Raw genomic sequence first — 19,429 nt, forward strand, 5'->3', positions numbered from 1 at the left:
ATATTTATCTTTATGATGAGGTTTTTGCTATCGCCTGTTTGAATGGGCGGACGCCGACTGAAACATCAGTCACACGATTCCGGAGTCGCTCGGTGACGGTTCCGTCACGCTTGAGAGTAACCATCGCGGACGCGAGAGCAGTAGCGTCATCGGGTTCAATAACGCAGCCGGCATTGCTATTCCGAAGCAGTTCGCTCGCTCCTGCCGCTTCCGTCGTCACCACCGGAGTACCGTACGCCAATGCTTCGTTGACGACCAGCCCCCATGGATCGTGACGTGTCGGTAGCACAAATACGTCCGCCTCACGTAACAATTTAGCTTTTTTACCTTCGTCAACATATCCAACCCAGTTGACAGTCTCATTGTCATTCTCTTCAAGCCGGTCGCGTTCTGGACCACTGCCAGCAATTATCAACTCCGCATTCGGGCAATCCAGATGTGTCCAAGCGTTAAGGAGTGTATCTAAGCCCTTGCGTCGTTCAAGATATCCGATGAAGAGATACGTCGTTGTATCCTTGTTATCATTGGTGTCTTCAACTTGCTGCGTGCTCAAGCATGACTTCGGCATGACTTGGTGGCCCGTCACGATTTTCTCTTCTGGGACGCCGCGCTCTCGGAGGAACTGATAGCTTTTCTCCGAGTACGCAACCAACATATTGGCTTCACGATATATAAGCGGTCGAAGAAGGCAGTACATAAAGTCAGTAACTCGGGAGACAAGCAATGAGAGGCCCGTGTGGTGATAGTTTGATTTGCTTGCCTTCGTGTCAACCCATTCACTCCAGAGAACAATGTCTCCGCCAACAAGTCTCGTGACGATGATAGATGAAAGTATCGCCATAAGCGTTTGATGCGATTCACCATGGAGATGTACGTCTGGCCGATCTCGAATCATTTGTAGGGGGACTGTAAATAACAGACAGAAAGGTCCGACATTAAGTGAAGGGAGGAAATTATACTTGAAATCCTCGGTGATGTTAGTATCCCACTTTCGACCTACCTCTTTTTCTTTCGCGAAGTGGACGGTAAGGTCATATGACTCCGCGAGTCGGTTAAAGATTGGAAGGCGATAGGGAGCGACGACGTTGTGGTAGAGATGAACTGTCTTCTCGCCGCAGGGCATATACATATTGGCTAACGCCCCTCCTAAGATAACGTTGACGTTCTTGTGAAGCACGTTGTTCAACAGAGCACGTATTTTAGGTTCTAAGAAACCGCCAGAGATATACTCGGACACTGGCGACAAACAAACTGTAAATGAGTACGGTCGAAGAGGGAACGACATGCAGCCAAGAGTACAACGTAGAAACGCTACTCCTCAGTGCAGTTGTCCTGGCTGTCCCGTTCTATGGATGGACGTTGTTCAGAATCGAGTCGTTCCCAGTAGGCCGGCCAGACCTGCTGGCAATCGGGTTCCTCACCGTCTACGTTACCGTATGCGTGCTGTTCCGTCACCAACTCCGACTCGACATCCCTAGCCTACTACTGCTTGGATGGGTGGCCGAAATCATCGGAGTTGGCGTCTGGATCTTCTTGACCGGCAAACACATACTCGACTTTATGACAGTTTTCATACAATTAATGTTATTAGTCGGCACCTACGTAGCCGTAGTAAATGTTAGACTCTCGGAGAACAACGTAATGACGCTCGTTCGTCTCTGGATCCTCTCCTCTATCTCCATGGTGCTGTTCGGGTTCTACCAAGGCATCGCACGAGCCTTTTCGCTACCGTTCGCATATCTCAGGTTCAATATCCCTGCACCGGGTACTGTACAGCGTGCCGGCTATGACTCGTTGTTTCCTGAAGTGTTCAGGGTCGCTAGCGTGTTCGTAGAGCCGTCTTGGTACGGCGCCCACTTGCTTCCGCCAACGGTTCTCTGTCTGGTACTCGTGGCCCAGGGGAACCGGAAGACACTATTTCATTCGCGGTGGTCATTGGTGGGAGCGACCTCAATACTGGTTGCTGGTGTTGTACAGTCGGCCTCTGCGACTGCCTACATAACCCTCGTTGGGGCTTTATTCATGTATGTTGTACCAGTATCAATCTACCGTGGTCCGTTCCAACTCCATCACGTGCTAAGTGCCACCACCATCGGAGTACTCGTCCTGGCCAGTGTCCCAAGTCTGCGAGTCGTAGCTTTGGAACTCGTTGATTTGTCTTGGGAGATCGTCGTCTGGCTCCAGACTGGGAACGAGGCAGTTCTCTCGTTCGCATCCGCCACCCATCGTCTTACCAACAACTATCAGACCCTGCAGTACTGGGCCTCTTTAGACCCGGTACATATACTCTTCGGACAAGGATTGAATTCTCTTGCGAACACATCCGCAGTACAAGGCGCCTCTAGCAGCAACTCATATCTCCAATTACTGGCCGATACTGGTGCTGTCGGCGTCGGGCTGTTTATCCTGTTCCTCACATACCTGTTTTGGAAGCTCGTCGTCACCCCTCTGGAACACTCTTCGCAAACCCGAGTCGCGAACCTCGGAATTGCTCTGGCCGGCAGCGTACTCACGGGAGCCATGATTTTATTCCAGACGGGTTACCTCCGTCCGGCGAGGTGGAGCGCGTTCCTGTTGGCCGGAATATTCCTCGTGACAGTGAACCAGCCCAAGTTTAACGACACCGGTAGAACACGGAGCAAAGAGCAATAGACCGATGACGAGAGACAGAGTTGCAATAATCGACCCGTCGAATTTTACACCACCGTACGACCACCACCTCTGTGAAGGGCTCGCGAATACCGGCTGGAAAGTCAGGCTGTTTGCCTCGGGCGAGACGAACTGGACGCCCGAAAGCTACGAACGTTTCCAAGCGTTCTACCCGCTTACTGAGGGACATGTGGGCGACGCTCTCCCCGAAAAAATTCGGGTGCTCGCGAAAGGCACGGAACACGTTACCGGAATGATACAGCTGGTGAAACGTCTCAATCGGTGGAATCCTGATATCATACATTTCCAGTGGCTCCCACTCCCTGTTGTCGACATCCCATTGGTGCGTCTATTAGGACATATCGCTCCGACGGTCCTCACGGTCCACGACAGTACCCCGTTTCAGGGGGCCGCCACGTCCCGTGTCCAGGGGTTTATGGCCGGAAAGGGTCCCCGGGTTGTTAATGAAGTCATCGTCCACACGGAGGAGACCAAAGCTAAACTCGTCGAGGCCAGCGTCCCCCAAACGGATATCTCTGTCATCCCACATGGTGTGATCCGGTACCCCATGACGGACCACCTGCCGACAAACACTTCCGAAGAGACTACCGTGTTGTTCTTTGGGAACGTGAAACCCTACAAGGGTGTCGACGTGTTAATCGACGCTGTCGCTCGTCTCCCGCCGGACGTCAGACAGAAGTTGCGTGTCGTCATTGCTGGGCGTCCACATGGCTCTGCTGACGAACTTAAGCAAAGAGCCCGCAAACAAGACGTTACTGACTCAATCACCTGGGAATTCGGATTTATTGAGCACGAACGAGTCGGCGCGTACTTCCAACGGAGCGATATCGTCGTCTTCCCATATAGACATATCGACCAGAGCGGCGCGCTGATGACGGCTCTCCCGTTTGGAAAGCCCGTGATCGCCACGGAGGTAGGTGGCTTCGCAGACGTGCTCACCGACGGTGTGCACGGTCGGCTAGTACCACCGGACAATGCCGACGCACTCAGCAGTGCCTTATCCGACGTTCTCACGGATGACGACCGGCGGGCCGAGATGGGAGACGCCGTTGCAGAGCTTGCCGATAACACATACTCGTGGGAAAGAGTCGCCGAGATGACAACAGATGTCTACCGAAAAGCGCGACATGATCGACGAGAGTAACGTTATCAGTCTCCCCAACAATCGACGCCACAAGAACGTCGTGAGTTATTAGAATTTAATCATAGCAGGGATTCAAGAGTCCCACATGACTGGCTCTGAGAAGGCTAACCTATAGTTCCTTGTGAGTATATTGTCAGTATTTACTAAATACCCATCACTTGAAGGCAAGATGGTCTATTAGGTCCTCGTCAACTTGTTCCAATCCGAATACATATAATAAGATCAGATACACGGACAACCCAAGCGGGATTCCTGCATACGACAACGGTGTCGCTAGGAAGGACCGGACCAAGAACATGATGAGAGTTCCTAAACTGAGGGCAGGGAGGAACTTCAGGAATGAACTGTCGTACGGGAATATCCCCTCCAGTACATAGATTTCGACGACACGAGCGATGTTCAATGAGGCGAAGACCAGCGCGGTTGCCACTGCGGCACCGATTGGACCATATTCAATTAATAGTAAATAGTTGAGGGTTATATTGGATATACCCATACTCACCTGATTGGCCAACAGGATATACCGGTGATCCGTCATCGCGAGGAGGTGGTCCGCCGGGCCAGCGGCCGAATTTATCAACTGGCCGACAGCCAAAACGACTAGAATTTTCGCCCCTGTGGTGTAGTCAGATCCAAAGATGGTGAGTAACTCTGTGCGGTAGAGGACAAGTCCTACAAATCCTGCGGAGGTCAGCATAATTGACCACCTCGTCACGGTACTGTAGAGTTTTTCGAGCTGATCCATATCTGACGTTTCGTATAATCTCGAGGCGATTGGTGGGAATAACTGGCTGAATCCGGCTAGAGGGAGGAGTAACGTCCCGGAGAGGAGGAGTGATACATTATATATCCCCACTGCCGCCGAGACAGACAGATAGCTGAGCATGAAAATGTCGATCCTCCTAAACAATAGCGCTGATGAATGTGAAAGCGACATCAAGAGAGAGAATTCAAAGTAGCCGCTCACGATTGACCACGAGTCAGTTAACGAGGGAACGCGTTCAGTGTATACTACAAATAGAACCGCACTCAGCCCGAATGTCGCAAGGCTTGCGACGACAATGCCTTCCACGACACGCCCGAGTGACGGGTCAAATAGGGCGATACTGCCGACGACGACAAGTAATACTCCAGGACGAATGACCTTTTCAATGAGGATCTTCAACCGAATCCGTTCCAGCGCTCGGAACGCACCACCCAAAGTCTTAACCGCGGAGAGAAGAGGGATTGTGGTAGCGACTACTCGGACAATCCCGGGCGTCAGTTCGCCGGTGAACGTCAGAGCTGACAGCACCGGTGCCAATATGTACAGAGCGACGCCGATGAGAACACTTCCACCAATTGAGAACACGAGTGATAGACCCAGTACATTGTCCTGTTTGGACGGTTCATTGATATATTTCGACAGGAACCTGTTAAGAGCGGTATTGGAACCACCCGAAAATAGTCCGACCGACAACGCAATAACCTTCCTGATGAAGGCGTAGATCCCATACGAGGAGGTTGAGAGAGAATTAGTCAACAAAACCTGCGTCAAGAATCCAGCCATATACTCAAACACCCAGCCAAGCAAGAACCAGTAGCTACCGGATGAAATTGACTCCAGTTCAGACGTAATCGAATCTTGATCCCCGGACATCGTATTCTCTCATCTCGGCCACCGTAGTTCGACCCCATGCTGGCTCGTTGGTGGCTCCGTAATCGAGCCAGATTCTGTCTTGATGAAATAACTGCCATATAAAAAACGGGTCGACTTCCGACAGAGAGTCAGATGAGAGAGTGCTAGCACCATCCGAACTGGTGTCTGTGTCCGAGTCGTACCGTCTATCGAGCGTTTATCGAACCACTGCACCCGTCACAACGGAACTTGGTCTGCATGAGCGACCACAAGCGATGATGCCGGGGCCGATGAGAACGGGGGGTTTATCAACGTAGTTTAAGTACTAATTGGTAACTGAGTATGACCGATCGACAGACGATTGCGCTGGTCCTCGGCACCCGGCCCGAAATAGTCAAGCTCGCTCCGGTCGTCCGCGAATTAAAGTCACGGGGTCATCCATACACCCTAGTACACACCGGCCAACACTACTCGAGTAATCTGAACTCAGTGTTCTTCGACCAGTTGAACCTCGAGTCTCCGGATTACGACCTCGGGGTTGGCTCTGGCAGCCACGGCGAACAGACAGGTACAATGATTCGTGAAGTGGAGGTGGCTCTCAACGAGATTGACCCAGCTTGGGTGCTGGTTCAGGGTGACACGAACTCCGTGCTCGCCGGTGCCATAGTAACGAGCAAGATGGACGCGAAACTCGGCCATATTGAGGCTGGCCTCCGGAGCTATGACAGGACAATGCCAGAGGAAATGAACAGAATTTTAACAGACCACGCGAGTGACCATCTGTTCGCTCCAACGGAGTCAGCGGCAGCGAACCTCGCCACTGAGGGAATAACTGACTGCGTGACCGTCACCGGCAACACCGTAGTCGATGCGGTGAATCAACACAGCGACCTCGCAGCGGCCGAGAGTACCGTTCTCGGCAGATTCGACCTCTCCCCGGGGGAATATCTTGTCCTGACCGCTCACCGATCCGAGAACGTTGATGCAAAAGACCGGTTTCGGTCTATTGTCAAGGGAGTCTCGAGAGCCGCCGACAGCGTCGGATTCCCGGTGATTTATCCCATCCACCCGCGTGCTGAGGAGCGCTTGTCTGAATTCGACCTCTCGATTCCGGAGAACATTCGACTTGCAGAACCGCTCGACTACCTCGACTTTCTCCACCTTCAGCAACATGCTGCCACGATGGTGACCGACTCCGGTGGCGTACAGGAAGAAAGTTGTATCCTTGAAACACCGTGTGTCACCGTCAGAGCCAGCACGGAACGTCCGGAGACCGTCACGGTAGGGGCCAACGAACTTGTCGGTGTGGATACAGCAAAAATTGTCGCCGCGGTCAAGGCTGCGGTCGAGACCGACGCAGACTGGAAAAATCCGTTCGGTGATGGGACCGCTGCCGAACAGATCTTGGACATCGTCTGCGAAACACTACGTTGACAGTAACGTTCACATCAACCGGTAAGATGCCAGATGGTTAGTATTAAGCGTTTAGAAAGAGGTTACAGATTATTGTTGTTTTTGATGGATCGATGGAATAGTTCGTCGCAGAAGAATCAGTAGTAATCCGGATTGGCGTACTTGACTGACCGAAGAGGGAATGGGATCTCTAACCCCCTTCGTCCAGCACATCCACTGGTTCCATACCGGTTGCTGCCTTCACCCATCACTTGTTCGATGGAATTCAAGATCCGTGGGACCTCGATTCCTTAAGTTCTGGCTCAAGAGCAAGGTAGCCGCTTAATTCGGCAAGGAAATCTTTACCAGAGAGGACAGATAACGACTTTTAATATGGAAAATATATCTGTCGTGGTCTGCGTCTATAGCGGAGACGAAGCAGGTGAATTTGAGACGTCGCTCAACAGCATAGTCTCCCAAACGCATCCTCCGGATGAACTCTTAATTGTTGAGGATGGTCCGCTCACGTCCGCCCTCAACGAGACATTGGAGCACATTGAATCAACAGTCGAGGTACCAGTCTGTCGGGTGAGGCACGCTGAGAACCGTGGGCATGGCGCGGCACGGCGGACCGGCATCGATAACGCGAACCACGAACTTGTCGCGATTCATGACGCCGATGATATAGCCGTTCCCGAGCGACTGGAATGGTCGCTAGAAAAACTGAAGGCGACGGACGCTGACCTCGTCGGCGGCTATATCGAGGAATTCGACACTGATCCTAACGAACCTTATGCCGTTCGTGAAGTGCCATGCGAGCCAGAGGAAATTCGCGAGATGGCAAAGCTCCGCAGTCCGGTTAACCATACAACCGTCTTAGCGAACCGAGAGGCGATTCTTAAGGCTGGTAGCTACCGTCCCGTTGGCCAGATGGAAGACTACGAACTATGGGCTCGAATGTTAGTTAATGATTGTAAATTTGTGAACATCCCGCGCGTATTGGCGAAGGTTCGAGCTGGTGACGATTTGTATAGTCGCCGTGGAGGCTTGGACCATGTCCGCGAAGAGTGGCGCCTGCAACGACATTTCGCCACGGTTGGATTTGTATCATCACCACGAGCAGGTATGAACTTCATAGTACGATCTATACCGAAGTTACTACCAAACAAACTGCGGGAGGGGATGTATACAACGCTATTCCGACAAGAAGGAAAGGCACAGTAGGCCGAGTACAAATAGACTCACAATAGGCAATCATCAAGGTTTATGACGTGACCTCATCCGTGTTCGGTTAAGTGGAGAAACAGACAGACAACGCTCTGGTGACGAAGCTATCGTTGTAGGCCGGGTGGAGAGAATGTGCTAAACTAACTCTCCCCAGAGATCATACGACGGCGGTTGACTTCCCAGTTGCCCACCGAGCTAATCGACGATATCGCGCTCGCGCGCGATGTCGTCCAGCGTGACCGAAAGATCGGCATCACAATGCTCGTCTGGACGCTCATCATGTTCTTCGCCGTCGAGTGGTCTGCGGAAGAGTTGAGCCCTGATAGGGCGTTTCTATCTTAATGAAGAGTAGTCGGCGAGGTCAACTGGTGAAGCACCTGACGGACGAAGAACTCGAACAAGCTGCCGTGTTGAATAGCGATCCAATCGACTGATATCAGGATTATAAAGCCGAGGCCGAGGAAATAGCTTCTGACCTATGGAAGCCGATATCCTCGACTTCGTTGAGCAGTGTCGTCGCCTAGCCAAACAAGCGTTGGAAAGCACGCGGACGAGCCCGCCACAGCGGGTTCGCCCGCTGGAAACACATCGTACTGCACTGTCTTCGGCTCGAAGAAAACGATAGCTACCGAGAAACGCCGAATCGGTGAAGTACCTGGCCAAGATTCGTGACGCCCTCTGCTTGGATTGGAACGATCTACCCGATTACACGACGATCTACAAATCGTTCGACCGGCTGAAATGTGAGTGTAGCGGGCGCTGCTGCGCGTTTCCGCACAACAGCACCCCGCAGTCTGGTCACGCCGCTCTCGACAGCACGTTTTTCGACTGTCGCCGTGCGTCATCGTACTTCCGCCAACGGTCGGAGCACTGTACAGACGCTGAAAGCGACGACATGAACTGATGTGGAATCGCTTGGGGTTCTTGACGTTCACATCACAGCAGGGTGGAGACACGATACAAAGACCGGACCGTAGGTCGTATGCCGAAACGCGGACGGCCGCGGTCGGTCGCCGCCAACAACGGCTTTCAAGACTGGCATACTGAGTACGAGATTGCCGCATATGACGTTGAGTATCTTGTTCACTATCGTGGATCATCACCGAGAGCAGCTCTGAACAATGCACTCAACTACTCTCAGCGGTGGATGGCGGAAACGTCGTACTCGACAACCAAGCGCTCACTCGGCGATGCCGTGCGGGCGCTGGGCTGGTATCGACAGTTCCGTGAAATTGTCCTGATATTCGCCATCATTAACATAGAATCACTGTGTGAGCCACTGTAACCGTGGATCACCATCTATTCAACAGAGCAGAAGATTCTTTTAGTTAGAAACCCTCTATTACGAGCTCTCTGAGACCGTCTTTGAGGCCTACCGACGCCTCGAAGCCGAAATCGCGTCGCGCTTTCTCTACCGATGGTCGGCTGCGCTCGATGTCGCCGTTCCGTGGATCAGTGTGTACAATCTCTGATTCCGATCCGACCAGTTCGCGAACGAGTTCAGCGAGTTCACGGATCGAGATACTCTCCCCGGTTCCGACATTGTACGCCTCGCCAGGTGTCCCGTCTAGGGCCGCCAGGCAGTTCGCTTCGACGACGTCGCGGACGTGAACGAAGTCCCGCGTCTGCTTGCCGTCGCCGTGCACCGTGATGGGATCGTCAGCCCTTGCCTGCTCGAAGAAGACGTCAATGACGCCACTGTACTGGCCGCCGCCCTGCCGCGGCCCGTACACGTTGAAATATCGAAGCGCAAGCGCGTCCGTATCGTAAAGGTCGCTGTAAAGCCGCACGTAGTGGTCGACCGTCAGCTTCTCCAGCCCGTACGGCGACGTCGGCGTCTTCAAATCAGATTCCCGGATCGGTACGGATTCGGGTGAGCCGTACACCGCAGCGCTCGACGCCATGACAATCCTCGCGTCGACGTCTCTCGCCCGTTCAAGCAGCATGAGTGTGGCGTCGACGTTCGTCTCGTGAGATTCGATCGGCGACTGTATCGACTTCTCGACGCTGACGTTCGCCGCTTCATGGAAGATTAGGTCGACATCCTCGGTCGCCACTTCGACGGCATCTGCATTCCGAATATCTCCCTTGACGAGGGTAGCTCGGTCATCAAGCCACTCTCGCCGGCCATCAGAGAAATCATCGAGAACGCGAACATCGTTCGCTTCGGCCAGTTCCCTAACAAGATGACTGCCGATGAACCCCGCACCACCAGTCACCAGTATCGTCTTGCCCTCTGGTTTTCTCATCATTGTCTGATTGATTGGCTAGAACGCGTATTTTTCGGTTGATCTGGCTGTGTTGAATCGCTGTAAAGCGTATGGATTCACTGTTTGACGGAGCGTTGATGTTGTAGACGACACACATCAGAGCGATTTCTCGGAACCACGAACGCGCTCGCACGGCGAAGACGAGCGAGCGCTTCACAGCCGAGTTCACAGTCTCGGTCACTGTGCGCTAATTGTAGCGTTCTTCATCGATACGCGCGTTGTGCGCGTGGTCGTATGGTGCGAAGATGCGGTGCTTGATGAGCGGGTGAATCCCGAGGTCATGAAGGGGTTCGCGTAACGCTTGCTTGCCACAGCCCTTGTCTGCGGCGGGAGACCGCAGATCGTCCCCGTTCCGGCGGGCAATCTGCTCAGCAAGGTCAGCGTCGCTTCCTTCACGGCTCGTTGATTAGTGAACGTCAAAGACGGCTGGGGGTCTGTGTCGACGAGTCTCGTGACTTTCAGCTTCTGCACGCGGTAATTTGTTCGATGGCAGTAGTGACAGCTTGCAGCAGACCGTTCGTAGTAGGTCTCGACGATCGCATCATGGTCGGAGGGGTCGTGCAACTGCGCCGAGTGGCGCAGCAACACTCGGCAAACGCTCATCTCGATTGGGTCGGACGCCTTACACAACGTGGACGGTGCGGGGAGATTGGGCTTGAACCGACCGATCTCCCCTGTTATTTGCGGCATCTCCATTCGTTCTAGTTTAGTGGCGGTCAAAGCCGAACTCACCTCGTTCAACCCGTTCACGTAACCGATCTCTGTGTGGATTTGGATTTTGTGACGCCCACAGCAACAGGTCGTCCAAATCCGGCAGTTCGTAGCCTAACTCGATCATGAGATACAGTTGGATCAGATGAGCGTGGCGTTCGACGGCTAGCGAACAGCGACGGCGAGGGAGCCGCGACGCCGACGAGTCGGCGTCTGCGGCGGCTTCGGCCTCTTGCTGTCTTGCTTCGAGCGTCCGCAACTCATCTACGATTACACGACTCATCATCAACGAAATCGCCGCCATGATGATCAGCGCCTCGATGATGTAGGCGTCGGTCGTGTTGATTTCGTCCAAGCCGAACCGCGACTTCAACTCCTTGAACAGCAGTTCGACCTCCCAGCGCGCCCGATAGAGCTGCGCGATATCGGGCGCGCTATAGTCGTCTTTACCGAGATTCGTCAAGTAGAGATGGTACTCTTCGCTCTCCTCGTTACGTAGGCCGACCAACCGGAACGTCCGGGTCGCGCTGGCGCCCGACCCTCGTTTGCGCTCGAATGAGAGCGTGATGCGGATGTCGATTTCCTGTCGCTGCAGGTCGTCAAGGACGGCCTGCAGCGACTCTCCTTCCAGCGGGATACTGTTGCCCCGCCACGTTCGCAGTTCTTCGACGATCTCGAAGTTCGCGTTGTCCTTGACACGCGAGACGAACCAGCCGCCGTTCTGGTCGATTCGGTCGAACAACCAGAAATCGTAGAAGCCTAAATCAAGGAGGATGAGGGCGTCAGCTACCCACTCGCCGGTGGGTAGCTGACTCCGTTCGTGAGTTGTTCCGTCGGTTGTGCGGAATCGTGTCGGAAGGCCAGTTGAGAGAGATTCGGTGAGGTGGAGTTTCAGCTCGGCTTGATCGTCGCCGGTTGCTGTGTAGATATCAGCGGCGTCTTGGTACAGCGAAACGATGGTTGCGTCGGCAATGAGGACGTCTCGAAAGCGTTCGAGACGCCCGTTCAAGTCGGCTCGTCCGGTGTCGAGATTCTCGATGGCGTCATCGAGAATCTCTCGAAGCAAGGCGACAAATCCTGGTTCGAACCAGTCGTGGAACGCCGCATAAGAGAGTTCGTCGCAGTCAGCCATTTCGACGTAGCGTTCGAGAAACGCCTGGAGAGAGCGGTCTGATCCAGCAGCGAAACCGAACGAGAGCGTGTAGAACAGTGCAACGATGTCGAACTTCCGCTCACGTTCAACGAGACTCGTTGCGCGAGCGCGCTCGCGCAACTCGTCAGAGGGAAACGCTCTTTGAATCCGCTCAACAATCACCGAATCCGGTGGTGAGTAGGGCATAACTCCCACCGGGTTTCTCAGACAGGTAGTTGCGACGGTCTCCAATCAGCAGATAGCGTGGTATTTCTCCACTAAACTAGAACGGATGGCGGCATCTCCTTCAGCAAGTCGATGGTCATGCGGTAGGACGTATCGAGGTAAATCCGGGGACAATGGAGGATATATAGGCATAGTCAGCGAATCCGCTGCCCCGGAAGGTGGCGGTGGATTCGCCTCTCTCACCCGTACTCTTTGAGCGATCGAGACACAACCCTCGATGAAGCGGGAGATTTTCGTCATGGACACCGGAAGCCTCTCGCTTCAACCCCTTTGATTTAGTGACTCGTCCCGACGCCGTCTAATGATTCAATACAGCCGTTGATCTCTATATTGTATAGTCCTTCACCGTACCATCGCAACAACATCCTCCAACATCTTCCAGATCTGTCTCACAACTAGCTTCACGTCAAATCGGAACGACTGCTTGCGTACGTACGCGAGGTCGTATCGGATTTTCTCCCCAGGTTCGGCTCCAGTTACGTTGTTCACCTGTGCAAGTCCCGTTAGTCCCGGCTTGACGAACCATCGTTTCTGCCAGTTATCGACACCGGACTGAATATCCACGTCAAGTTCTGGCCGTTCGGGACGTGGACCGACGACACTCATGTCGCCTTTCAGTACTGACCACAGTTGGGGAATTTCGTCCAAATGGGTTTTTCGTAGTATTCGGCCAACAGACGTAACACGTGGGTCGATGTCGCCAGCATCTTCATCGCTAATCGTGGCTCCAGTCTGTTTTTCGGCGTTCTCAACCATCGTCCGAAACTTGTACACATTGAATGTCTCTCCGAAGACAGCCGTTCGTTCCTGGCTATAGAAGACAAATCCACCATCGTCTAATTTAATTGCGGCGGCGATTACGAGAATTATGGGTGACAAGATGACTAACCCAATAACAGCGAACGTGATGTCGAAGATTCGCTTGATCACGTAGTCCTCCATGTCCCACGGTTCAATCACAACATCTACGAGCGATCCAGTACTCCCACTCGTCAGTACACTGTCCGCATGCTGCGGATGAGCCTTCGCGTCAACACCGTATTCATAGCAAGCGTCCAATGCACCGAAGAACTCAGCGCGGTCAGCTTCAGTGAAAGCTAGTACCACGGTATCAATATCGTAGTTGACTAAAACGTCCTCAATTCGGGAAAGACCGCCAAGGCGTTCAAGGTTCGCAATAGTGCCACCATCCGCGACGGCCAGTTGGGGTACGTCTGCGGCCGTCTGAAACGGACTGGTCGAACAAAGATACCCAACGAGCGGCACATCGATCTCTCGGGCGATTTCCTTGATCTCTTTTGAATCGTTACCGACGATAAGAGTCCGTCCCGAATCTCCATTCGGACGCTGTCGGATCCAGACGAACCATGTAGGTAATGCGCTCAGCAGAAGGGGCGTCAGCAGAATGAGTGTCAGACGTGGTAGCCGATAGGTGTAGTCAAAATACCCAATCGTCGCCAGCATTAGCACGCCGAAGACAACACGACGGCCAGCCAGCGACGCCGTATCGAGCAGGCGGCGAGGGCGTGGTCGATATAACGGAAAGAAAGCTGCGACGAACACCGCAACGGTCGTCAACACCTCCAGCGTGAACTCAGCAGTTCCAGGTGGGTCGGCAGATAACCTCGATAGGACCGGTGCAGACGACGCCACCAACTGCACGAGGCCATTATTGACCAAGATTACCGAGGTACCGGTGAACGCCACGACGCCGGTAAAGGCGAGTAACCGATATCGCCATCCACTGTCCATTATGTTGTAAATTCAAACCAGGATTTATAAAGATGCGGAATCTGTGGAGTGGATTGTTACAAATTCTCAACATACAAAGTAGCAATAGAGATGGTACAGTGAGAAGCGGAAGAATAACGACTTCTACTCGACTGTCACACTCTTCGCGAGATTTCGTGGCTTATCGATGTTCCTCCCCAGACGTTCAGCGACGTAGTAGCTGACCAACTGTAACTGGACGTTCGCCAGCACAGGAGCTAGCCGTGAATCCGTCTCTGGAACCTCCAACACCTCATCGGCGTACCGGCCCACATCTGTCCGGCCATCAGTCACTGCCACCACGGGCGCACTCCGTGCCTCTACTTCCTTCACGTTCCCGACTGTCTTCTTCGAGCCGGTCTCTCCAGTCACGACCGCAAAGACCGGCGTCTCCGACGTCACCAGCGCCAGCGGGCCGTGCTTCAACTCACCAGCAGCGAAACCCTCGGCGTGCTCGTAGGTAATCTCCTTCATCTTGAGCGCCCCCTCAAGCGCGACCGGATAGTCGTAGCCACGGCCGATGAAGAAGAACGCCTCGGAGTCGACGAACCGCTCGGCCACTGTCTCAGCGTTCGTCTCGTCGAGAACTTCCTGCACCTGACTCGGGAGGTCACGAAGCGCACTCGCGAAGTCGTGATGCGTGCCTCGGTCCTCGAGGACCGCCGCGACCAGATTGGCGGCGACGACCTGTGCGGAGAACGTCTTCGTCGCAGCAACCCCAATCTCCGGCCCCGAGCGGATGTAGAGGGCGTCCGCACATTCCCGCGAAGCTGTCGACCCGACGACGTTCGTCACGGCGAGCGTCTCGACGCCGCGGCGTTGCGCCTCCCGTAGCGCACTCAGCGTATCCGCAGTCTCCCCACTCTGGGTAATCCCGATGACGAGCGTATCCTCACTATAGGGTGGCGGCGCAGTAACGTACTCACTCGCAACGAAGGCCTGTGCAGGGACACCCTGTGAGCGGAACAGTTGGGCCGCGTAGAGCGCAGCGTGGTAGGAGGTTCCACAGGCCACCAACTGAATGAACTCGGCACCACGGACCGTCTGTTGGAGATCGTCGCCGAGGTCGATCGCCCCGGAGAGTTCGTCGACGCGCTCTTGGAGACACTGCCGGAGTGCCTGCGGCTGCTCGTGAATCTCCTTGAGCATGTAGTGGTCGTAGCCACCCTTCCCCGTGTCTTCGGGCTCCCAATCGACCGTCTCGACGTCCTTCTCGATTCGCTCACCAACCAGGTTCGTCACTGCCCACCCGTCAGGTGACAGCCGAGCTACTTCTCCGTCGTCGAGATAGACAACCCGATCAGTAAAATCGAGGAAGGCTGGGACGTCACTCCCGAGATACGTCGCCCCCTCGCCAACACCGAGAACGAGCGGCGAGTCGTTGCGCGCCGCGAAGATTGTCTCCGATTCCTCAATGACGGCGGCAATCGCGTAGCTCCCCTCAAGTCGACTCACCGCTTTCCGGAAGGCGGTCTCGAAGTCCATCCCCTCCGCGCGGAGATCTTCGATGAGGTGTGGCACAACCTCTGTATCAGTCTCACTTTCGAAGGTGTGACCCGCGCCTTCGAGTTCCTCACGAAGCACTTCGTAGTTCTCGATGATGCCGTTATGGACAACGGCCACCTCACCCGTACAATCCGTATGGGGATGGGCATTCGCGTCAGTCGGTGGGCCGTGCGTCGACCAGCGCGTATGTCCGATGCCTGCGTTCCCCTCGAGGGTCTTCCCTTGCAGGGCTTCCTTGAGGGCGTCGAGCTCGCCAGATCGCTTACAAACCGAGAGTGATGCATCGGAGACAGCCACTCCCGCTGAGTCGTAGCCACGATACTCAAGGTTAGAGAGCCCGCGAACGAGTACACCAAGCGTCTCACGACCACGGCCAACGCTACCGATGATACCGCACATTTAGCGCACCACCTCCGAGCCCTTCGCGACACGGCCGGACACGTGTGTGCCGACGCCGATCGACGCGTCTGTCCCGACGATAGCTCCTGGCTCGAAACTCGCTCCACCACCGACGTCAACACGGTCAGCAAGGACGGCGCCGACCTGCTGATCCTCGACGACCGTCCCTGCGACAGGAATATCCGCGTGCCCGCTCGGAGCAATCGTCCCTGCGCCGATGTCGACGGCACGCCCAGCGACGACGTCGAGGAGTAAGGCGTTCGGCCCCACACGGGTATCGACGTCGAGGACCGAGCGATAGACAGTCGCGTTCGCGGCGACCGTCGCATTCCGCCCAAGCGATGTATAGGGCCCGACGACCGCGTTCGGGCCGACGACCACGTCCGGTCCGATTGCGACAGGTGCACGGAGGACTGCACTCTCGTGAACGCGAGCGGAGTCCGCTACCCATACCCGGTCCTCGTCCGAGGCGCCGTCGATCCACTCTGCGCTCAGGAGTCGTTCGGCGACGGTGAGGAGGTCCCAAGCATACGTTGCGTCAACCCACAACCCGTTGGTCCGCACGCCCTGAAGGCCACCGTACGAGTCGTCCTCGACGACACGACGAAGCGTTTCGGGTAAGGAAAGTTCGCCTTCGGTCCGGGGCGTCTGCTCGATGGCGTCGAAGATGCGCTTATCGAACGCGTAGATACCCGCATTCAGCAGCCGGTGCCCTTCACCAGACGGGTTCTCAGTAAATTCCGTGATAATGTCTCCGTCGAGGGAAACTGAACCATAGTGAGAGATATCGTCGTGCTCAATGATGCCGATCGTCCCAAAGGAGTCATCGGGATCGTAGGAGGTGGCGACGTCGTCGACCATCTCGGGGGCGACGATCTGGTCGCCGTTCAACACGAGGAACGGACCGTCAAGACCATTGCGAGCCTGCAGGAGGGCATGACCACTCCCGAGTTGTTTCTCTTGGGTGACGTAGTTGATCGGGATTCCACGATACGCACTCCCGAAGTATTCGCGAATATGGTCTCGTTCATAGCCGATCACGACGTGGATTGTCTCGACGTTTGTCTCAACAAGTGCATCGAAGACATACGAGAGGATCGGGCGATTAGCAGCAGGAAGCATCGGCTTCGGCCGTGACTCAGTAAGCGGCGCGAGCCGTTCCCCCTCCCCAGCCGCAAGAACAACAGCCTCCATGATGAACGAACATTCTTCGTCACGATAGGTGACTGTTTCGTTACTCTCGATCACCGATACGGAAACAGAACGACCATACCCCTCCATCCACCCACTTGCAGTATGGACCGGTCGCTCCTCGTCGCTCTTGCTGTTGGGGTTCTCCAAGGAATCTTTGAGTGGCTCCCGATCTCCAGTGAGGGGAACATTACGATCGTACTCTCCGCACTCGGTCGCTCACCGGAGGAAGTCGTCGCGTTCGCACTCTTTCTCCACCTTGGGACCGCACTCTCTGCGACAGTGTACTACCGAGGAGATATCTGGGACGTTCTCACACTCCTTCCAGAATGGCGACCCAACCACGCTTTCGACGGCGAGCAGGCGACAGTAACCTTTCTCGCTATCGGGACACTCGTCTCTGGCGTCGTCGGCGTTACAGCCTACATCACGCTCGTCGACGCGTTCTCGGCACTTACTGGCGGCGTGTTCATCGCCCTGGTCGGTGTTCTTCTCGTTCTCACAGGGGTGTTTCAGTACCTCTCACGAGACCTCGTCGGCGGACGCACAACACCGGACGGCCTCGACGCAGTGCTCGTCGGGATCGCGCAGGGTGTCGCCATCCTTCCAGGTATCTCGCGTTCAGGCATGACGACAGGAACGCTCCTGCTTCGTGGCCATGAGGGGCCACAGGCGTTTCGCCTTTCGTTCCTCCTCGCGATTCCGGCCTCCGTTGGTGGTGGACTCCTGGCCTACGCCGACACGGGGCTCGACGTCACGTACCTCGCCGCAGCCATCGCGCTCGGTGCCGCTGCCGTCGTCGGCTACGCGACGATTGGGGCCTTGATGCGCGTCGTCGACGAACTCCCCTTCTGGAGTGTCTGTGTTGGACTCGGTGTCCTCGCAGTCCTCGGCGGCGTCCTAGTCATCTGAATACTCAGTATTCCGATCCCGAGTGACTGTCTCGTTCGGTTTCGTTCGTGTACCGACGCCGAGTTTCACCCCCGCATTCAGACTCGTGTCGATGCCCGTTTTCGTCCGGTCGCCGACCACAACGCCGAATTTACGGCGACCTGTATCCACACACTCACCTTTCACACGAACTCGAACATTTTGGTCGTCATGGCGCAGGTTTGCCACAGTCGTCCCTGCACCGAAGTTAACGTCGGCGCCGAGTACCGAATCGCCGACGTAGGTGAGGTGCCCACACGAAGTATTCTCCATCAGGGTCGAGTTCTTCACCTCGACGGCGTTCCCCACGCGGACGTCAGGGCCGATGACGGTCGCGCCACGGACGTACGCATTCGGGCCGACGTCGGCACCGGCCTGAATGACGACTGGTCCCTCAATGTATGCGCCGTCGCGTACACGGGCACCCTCTTCAACTACAACTGGGCCGTTGAGGGTTACGCACTCTTCGACCGTCCCACGGATGTCGTGGTCCAGGTCTGCGAGCAAGTGCTCGTTCGCCTCGAGAAGTTCCCACGGCCGGCCGACGTCGAGCCATGGTCCATCGTACTCGACAGCTGTGACATCATTGCCGGCGTCGATGTAGCGCTGGAGTGATTCAGTAATTTCGTACTCACCCCGCTCGCTCAGCTCGGTTTCCTCGATATACTCGAAGGCTTCAGGCTCGAAGGCATAGAGACCGAGATTGGCGAGATTCGTGGGGGGATTCTCGGGTTTCTCGACGACCTTCGTAACGGTCGAGTCGTCGAGCGCGACGACGCCATAGTTCTGTGGCTCATCAACGGGTTTGACCGCCATCGCACTCCCTTCGGTATGGGCGAGTTCCCTGACGAGGGCAGGAGAGATGATGACGTCGCCATTAAGGACCAAGAAGCGCTCGTCGACGTACTCGCGTGCTTGTTCGACGGCGTGGGCCGTCCCGAGTTGTTCGTCTTGAGTTACGTAGTCCACCGGGTGGTTAGCGTATTCGGTGCCAATACGTTCGCGGACTTGCTCGGCCTCATAGCCGACGACGAGAACATAGCGCTCAACCTCGTCGGCGCAGGCGTCGAGGACATGTTCAAGGAGCGTTTGGCCCGCAACTGGAAGAAGAGGTTTTGGGCGTGTCTCGGTGAGTGGGCGCATTCGGGTTCCTTGGCCGGCAGCGATAACAACCGCGATAGTCATGGCTAGTGGGTGGTACAGTGTCGACTTCGGTGTTTCCG

General features: G+C 55.2%; 13 protein-coding genes and 4 pseudogenes. 7 read left to right on the forward strand and 10 right to left on the reverse strand.

Going from position 1 to position 19,429, the window contains the following annotated elements:
• Nucleotides 1-10 precede the first annotated feature (10 nt).
• Nucleotides 11-1,237 carry a glycosyltransferase family 4 protein gene (locus P0Y33_RS11220; RefSeq protein WP_279527494.1) on the reverse strand — a complete coding sequence of 409 codons (1,227 nt, stop codon included), beginning with the start codon at nucleotides 1,235-1,237 and terminating at the stop codon, nucleotides 11-13.
• Nucleotides 1,238-1,257: 20 nt separating this feature from the next.
• Here P0Y33_RS11220 and P0Y33_RS11225 point away from each other — a divergent pair, with 20 nt between their 5' ends.
• Together P0Y33_RS11225 and P0Y33_RS11230 are read left to right on the forward strand one after the other, a co-directional pair.
• A complete protein-coding gene (locus tag P0Y33_RS11225) occupies nucleotides 1,258-2,652 on the forward strand; it encodes a hypothetical protein (protein WP_279527495.1) in 1,395 nt (464 codons plus the stop codon).
• A 4-nt stretch (nucleotides 2,653-2,656) separates the two neighbouring features.
• Nucleotides 2,657-3,814 (forward strand): glycosyltransferase family 4 protein, encoded by a 1,158-nt coding sequence (locus tag P0Y33_RS11230; RefSeq protein ID WP_279527496.1) that lies wholly within the window; start codon nucleotides 2,657-2,659, stop codon nucleotides 3,812-3,814.
• A gap of 154 nt (nucleotides 3,815-3,968) precedes the next feature.
• Here P0Y33_RS11230 and P0Y33_RS11235 read toward each other — a convergent pair whose 3' ends face one another.
• On the reverse strand, nucleotides 3,969-5,453 hold the full coding sequence (locus P0Y33_RS11235; protein ID WP_279527497.1) for an oligosaccharide flippase family protein: 1,485 nt from the start codon (nucleotides 5,451-5,453) through the stop codon (nucleotides 3,969-3,971).
• A 321-nt stretch (nucleotides 5,454-5,774) separates the two neighbouring features.
• Here P0Y33_RS11235 and wecB point away from each other — a divergent pair, with 321 nt between their 5' ends.
• The 4 genes and pseudogenes from wecB to P0Y33_RS11255 all read left to right on the forward strand — a co-directional run bounded on the left by wecB (nucleotide 5,775) and on the right by P0Y33_RS11255 (nucleotide 9,336).
• Nucleotides 5,775-6,866 carry a non-hydrolyzing UDP-N-acetylglucosamine 2-epimerase gene (gene wecB / locus P0Y33_RS11240; RefSeq protein ID WP_279527498.1) on the forward strand — a complete coding sequence of 364 codons (1,092 nt, stop codon included), beginning with the start codon at nucleotides 5,775-5,777 and terminating at the stop codon, nucleotides 6,864-6,866.
• Nucleotides 6,867-7,217: 351 nt separating this feature from the next.
• Nucleotides 7,218-8,048 (forward strand): glycosyltransferase, encoded by an 831-nt coding sequence (locus tag P0Y33_RS11245; protein ID WP_279527499.1) that lies wholly within the window; start codon nucleotides 7,218-7,220, stop codon nucleotides 8,046-8,048.
• Between the two features lie 159 nt (nucleotides 8,049-8,207).
• Nucleotides 8,208-8,369 (forward strand): annotated as a pseudogene (locus P0Y33_RS11250) (IS4 family transposase); the annotation flags it as partial.
• A gap of 160 nt (nucleotides 8,370-8,529) precedes the next feature.
• Nucleotides 8,530-9,336, forward strand: a pseudogene (locus P0Y33_RS11255) (transposase).
• Nucleotides 9,337-9,379: 43 nt separating this feature from the next.
• Here P0Y33_RS11255 and P0Y33_RS11260 read toward each other — a convergent pair.
• The 7 genes and pseudogenes from P0Y33_RS11260 to P0Y33_RS11290 form a co-directional block, all read right to left on the reverse strand.
• Entirely contained in the window at nucleotides 9,380-10,303 is a 924-nt protein-coding gene (locus P0Y33_RS11260) for an NAD-dependent epimerase/dehydratase family protein (RefSeq protein ID WP_321170495.1), read from the reverse strand.
• A 74-nt stretch (nucleotides 10,304-10,377) separates the two neighbouring features.
• A pseudogene (locus P0Y33_RS11265) lies at nucleotides 10,378-11,014 on the reverse strand (transposase); the annotation flags it as partial.
• Between the two features lie 13 nt (nucleotides 11,015-11,027).
• Nucleotides 11,028-12,371 (reverse strand): IS4 family transposase, encoded by a 1,344-nt coding sequence (locus P0Y33_RS11270; RefSeq protein WP_382217744.1) that lies wholly within the window; start codon nucleotides 12,369-12,371, stop codon nucleotides 11,028-11,030.
• Between the two features lie 89 nt (nucleotides 12,372-12,460).
• A pseudogene (locus tag P0Y33_RS11275) lies at nucleotides 12,461-12,650 on the reverse strand (IS5/IS1182 family transposase); the annotation flags it as partial.
• Between the two features lie 102 nt (nucleotides 12,651-12,752).
• On the reverse strand, nucleotides 12,753-14,162 hold the full coding sequence (locus P0Y33_RS11280) for a sugar transferase (RefSeq protein WP_279527500.1): 1,410 nt from the start codon (nucleotides 14,160-14,162) through the stop codon (nucleotides 12,753-12,755).
• A gap of 123 nt (nucleotides 14,163-14,285) precedes the next feature.
• On the reverse strand, nucleotides 14,286-16,085 hold the full coding sequence (glmS, locus tag P0Y33_RS11285; protein ID WP_279527501.1) for a glutamine--fructose-6-phosphate transaminase (isomerizing): 1,800 nt from the start codon (nucleotides 16,083-16,085) through the stop codon (nucleotides 14,286-14,288).
• Nucleotides 16,086-17,279: a sugar phosphate nucleotidyltransferase gene (locus P0Y33_RS11290; protein ID WP_279527502.1), complete on the reverse strand. Its 1,194-nt coding sequence runs from the start codon at nucleotides 17,277-17,279 to the stop codon at nucleotides 16,086-16,088.
• A gap of 102 nt (nucleotides 17,280-17,381) precedes the next feature.
• On the opposite strand from P0Y33_RS11290, the gene P0Y33_RS11295 reads away from it, so the two are divergent.
• Nucleotides 17,382-18,188 carry an undecaprenyl-diphosphate phosphatase gene (locus P0Y33_RS11295; protein ID WP_279527503.1) on the forward strand — a complete coding sequence of 269 codons (807 nt, stop codon included), beginning with the start codon at nucleotides 17,382-17,384 and terminating at the stop codon, nucleotides 18,186-18,188.
• Here the strand turns inward: P0Y33_RS11295 and glmU are convergent.
• Nucleotides 18,177-19,391 (reverse strand): bifunctional sugar-1-phosphate nucleotidylyltransferase/acetyltransferase, encoded by a 1,215-nt coding sequence (gene glmU, locus P0Y33_RS11300; RefSeq protein WP_279530110.1) that lies wholly within the window; start codon nucleotides 19,389-19,391, stop codon nucleotides 18,177-18,179. The two genes, P0Y33_RS11295 and glmU, sit on opposite strands and share 12 nt — an antisense overlap.
• Between the last annotated feature and the right edge of the window lie 38 nt (nucleotides 19,392-19,429).

The sequence above is a fragment of the Halospeciosus flavus genome, from assembly GCF_029814175.1.
Classification (GTDB): domain Archaea; phylum Halobacteriota; class Halobacteria; order Halobacteriales; family Halobacteriaceae; genus Halospeciosus; species Halospeciosus flavus.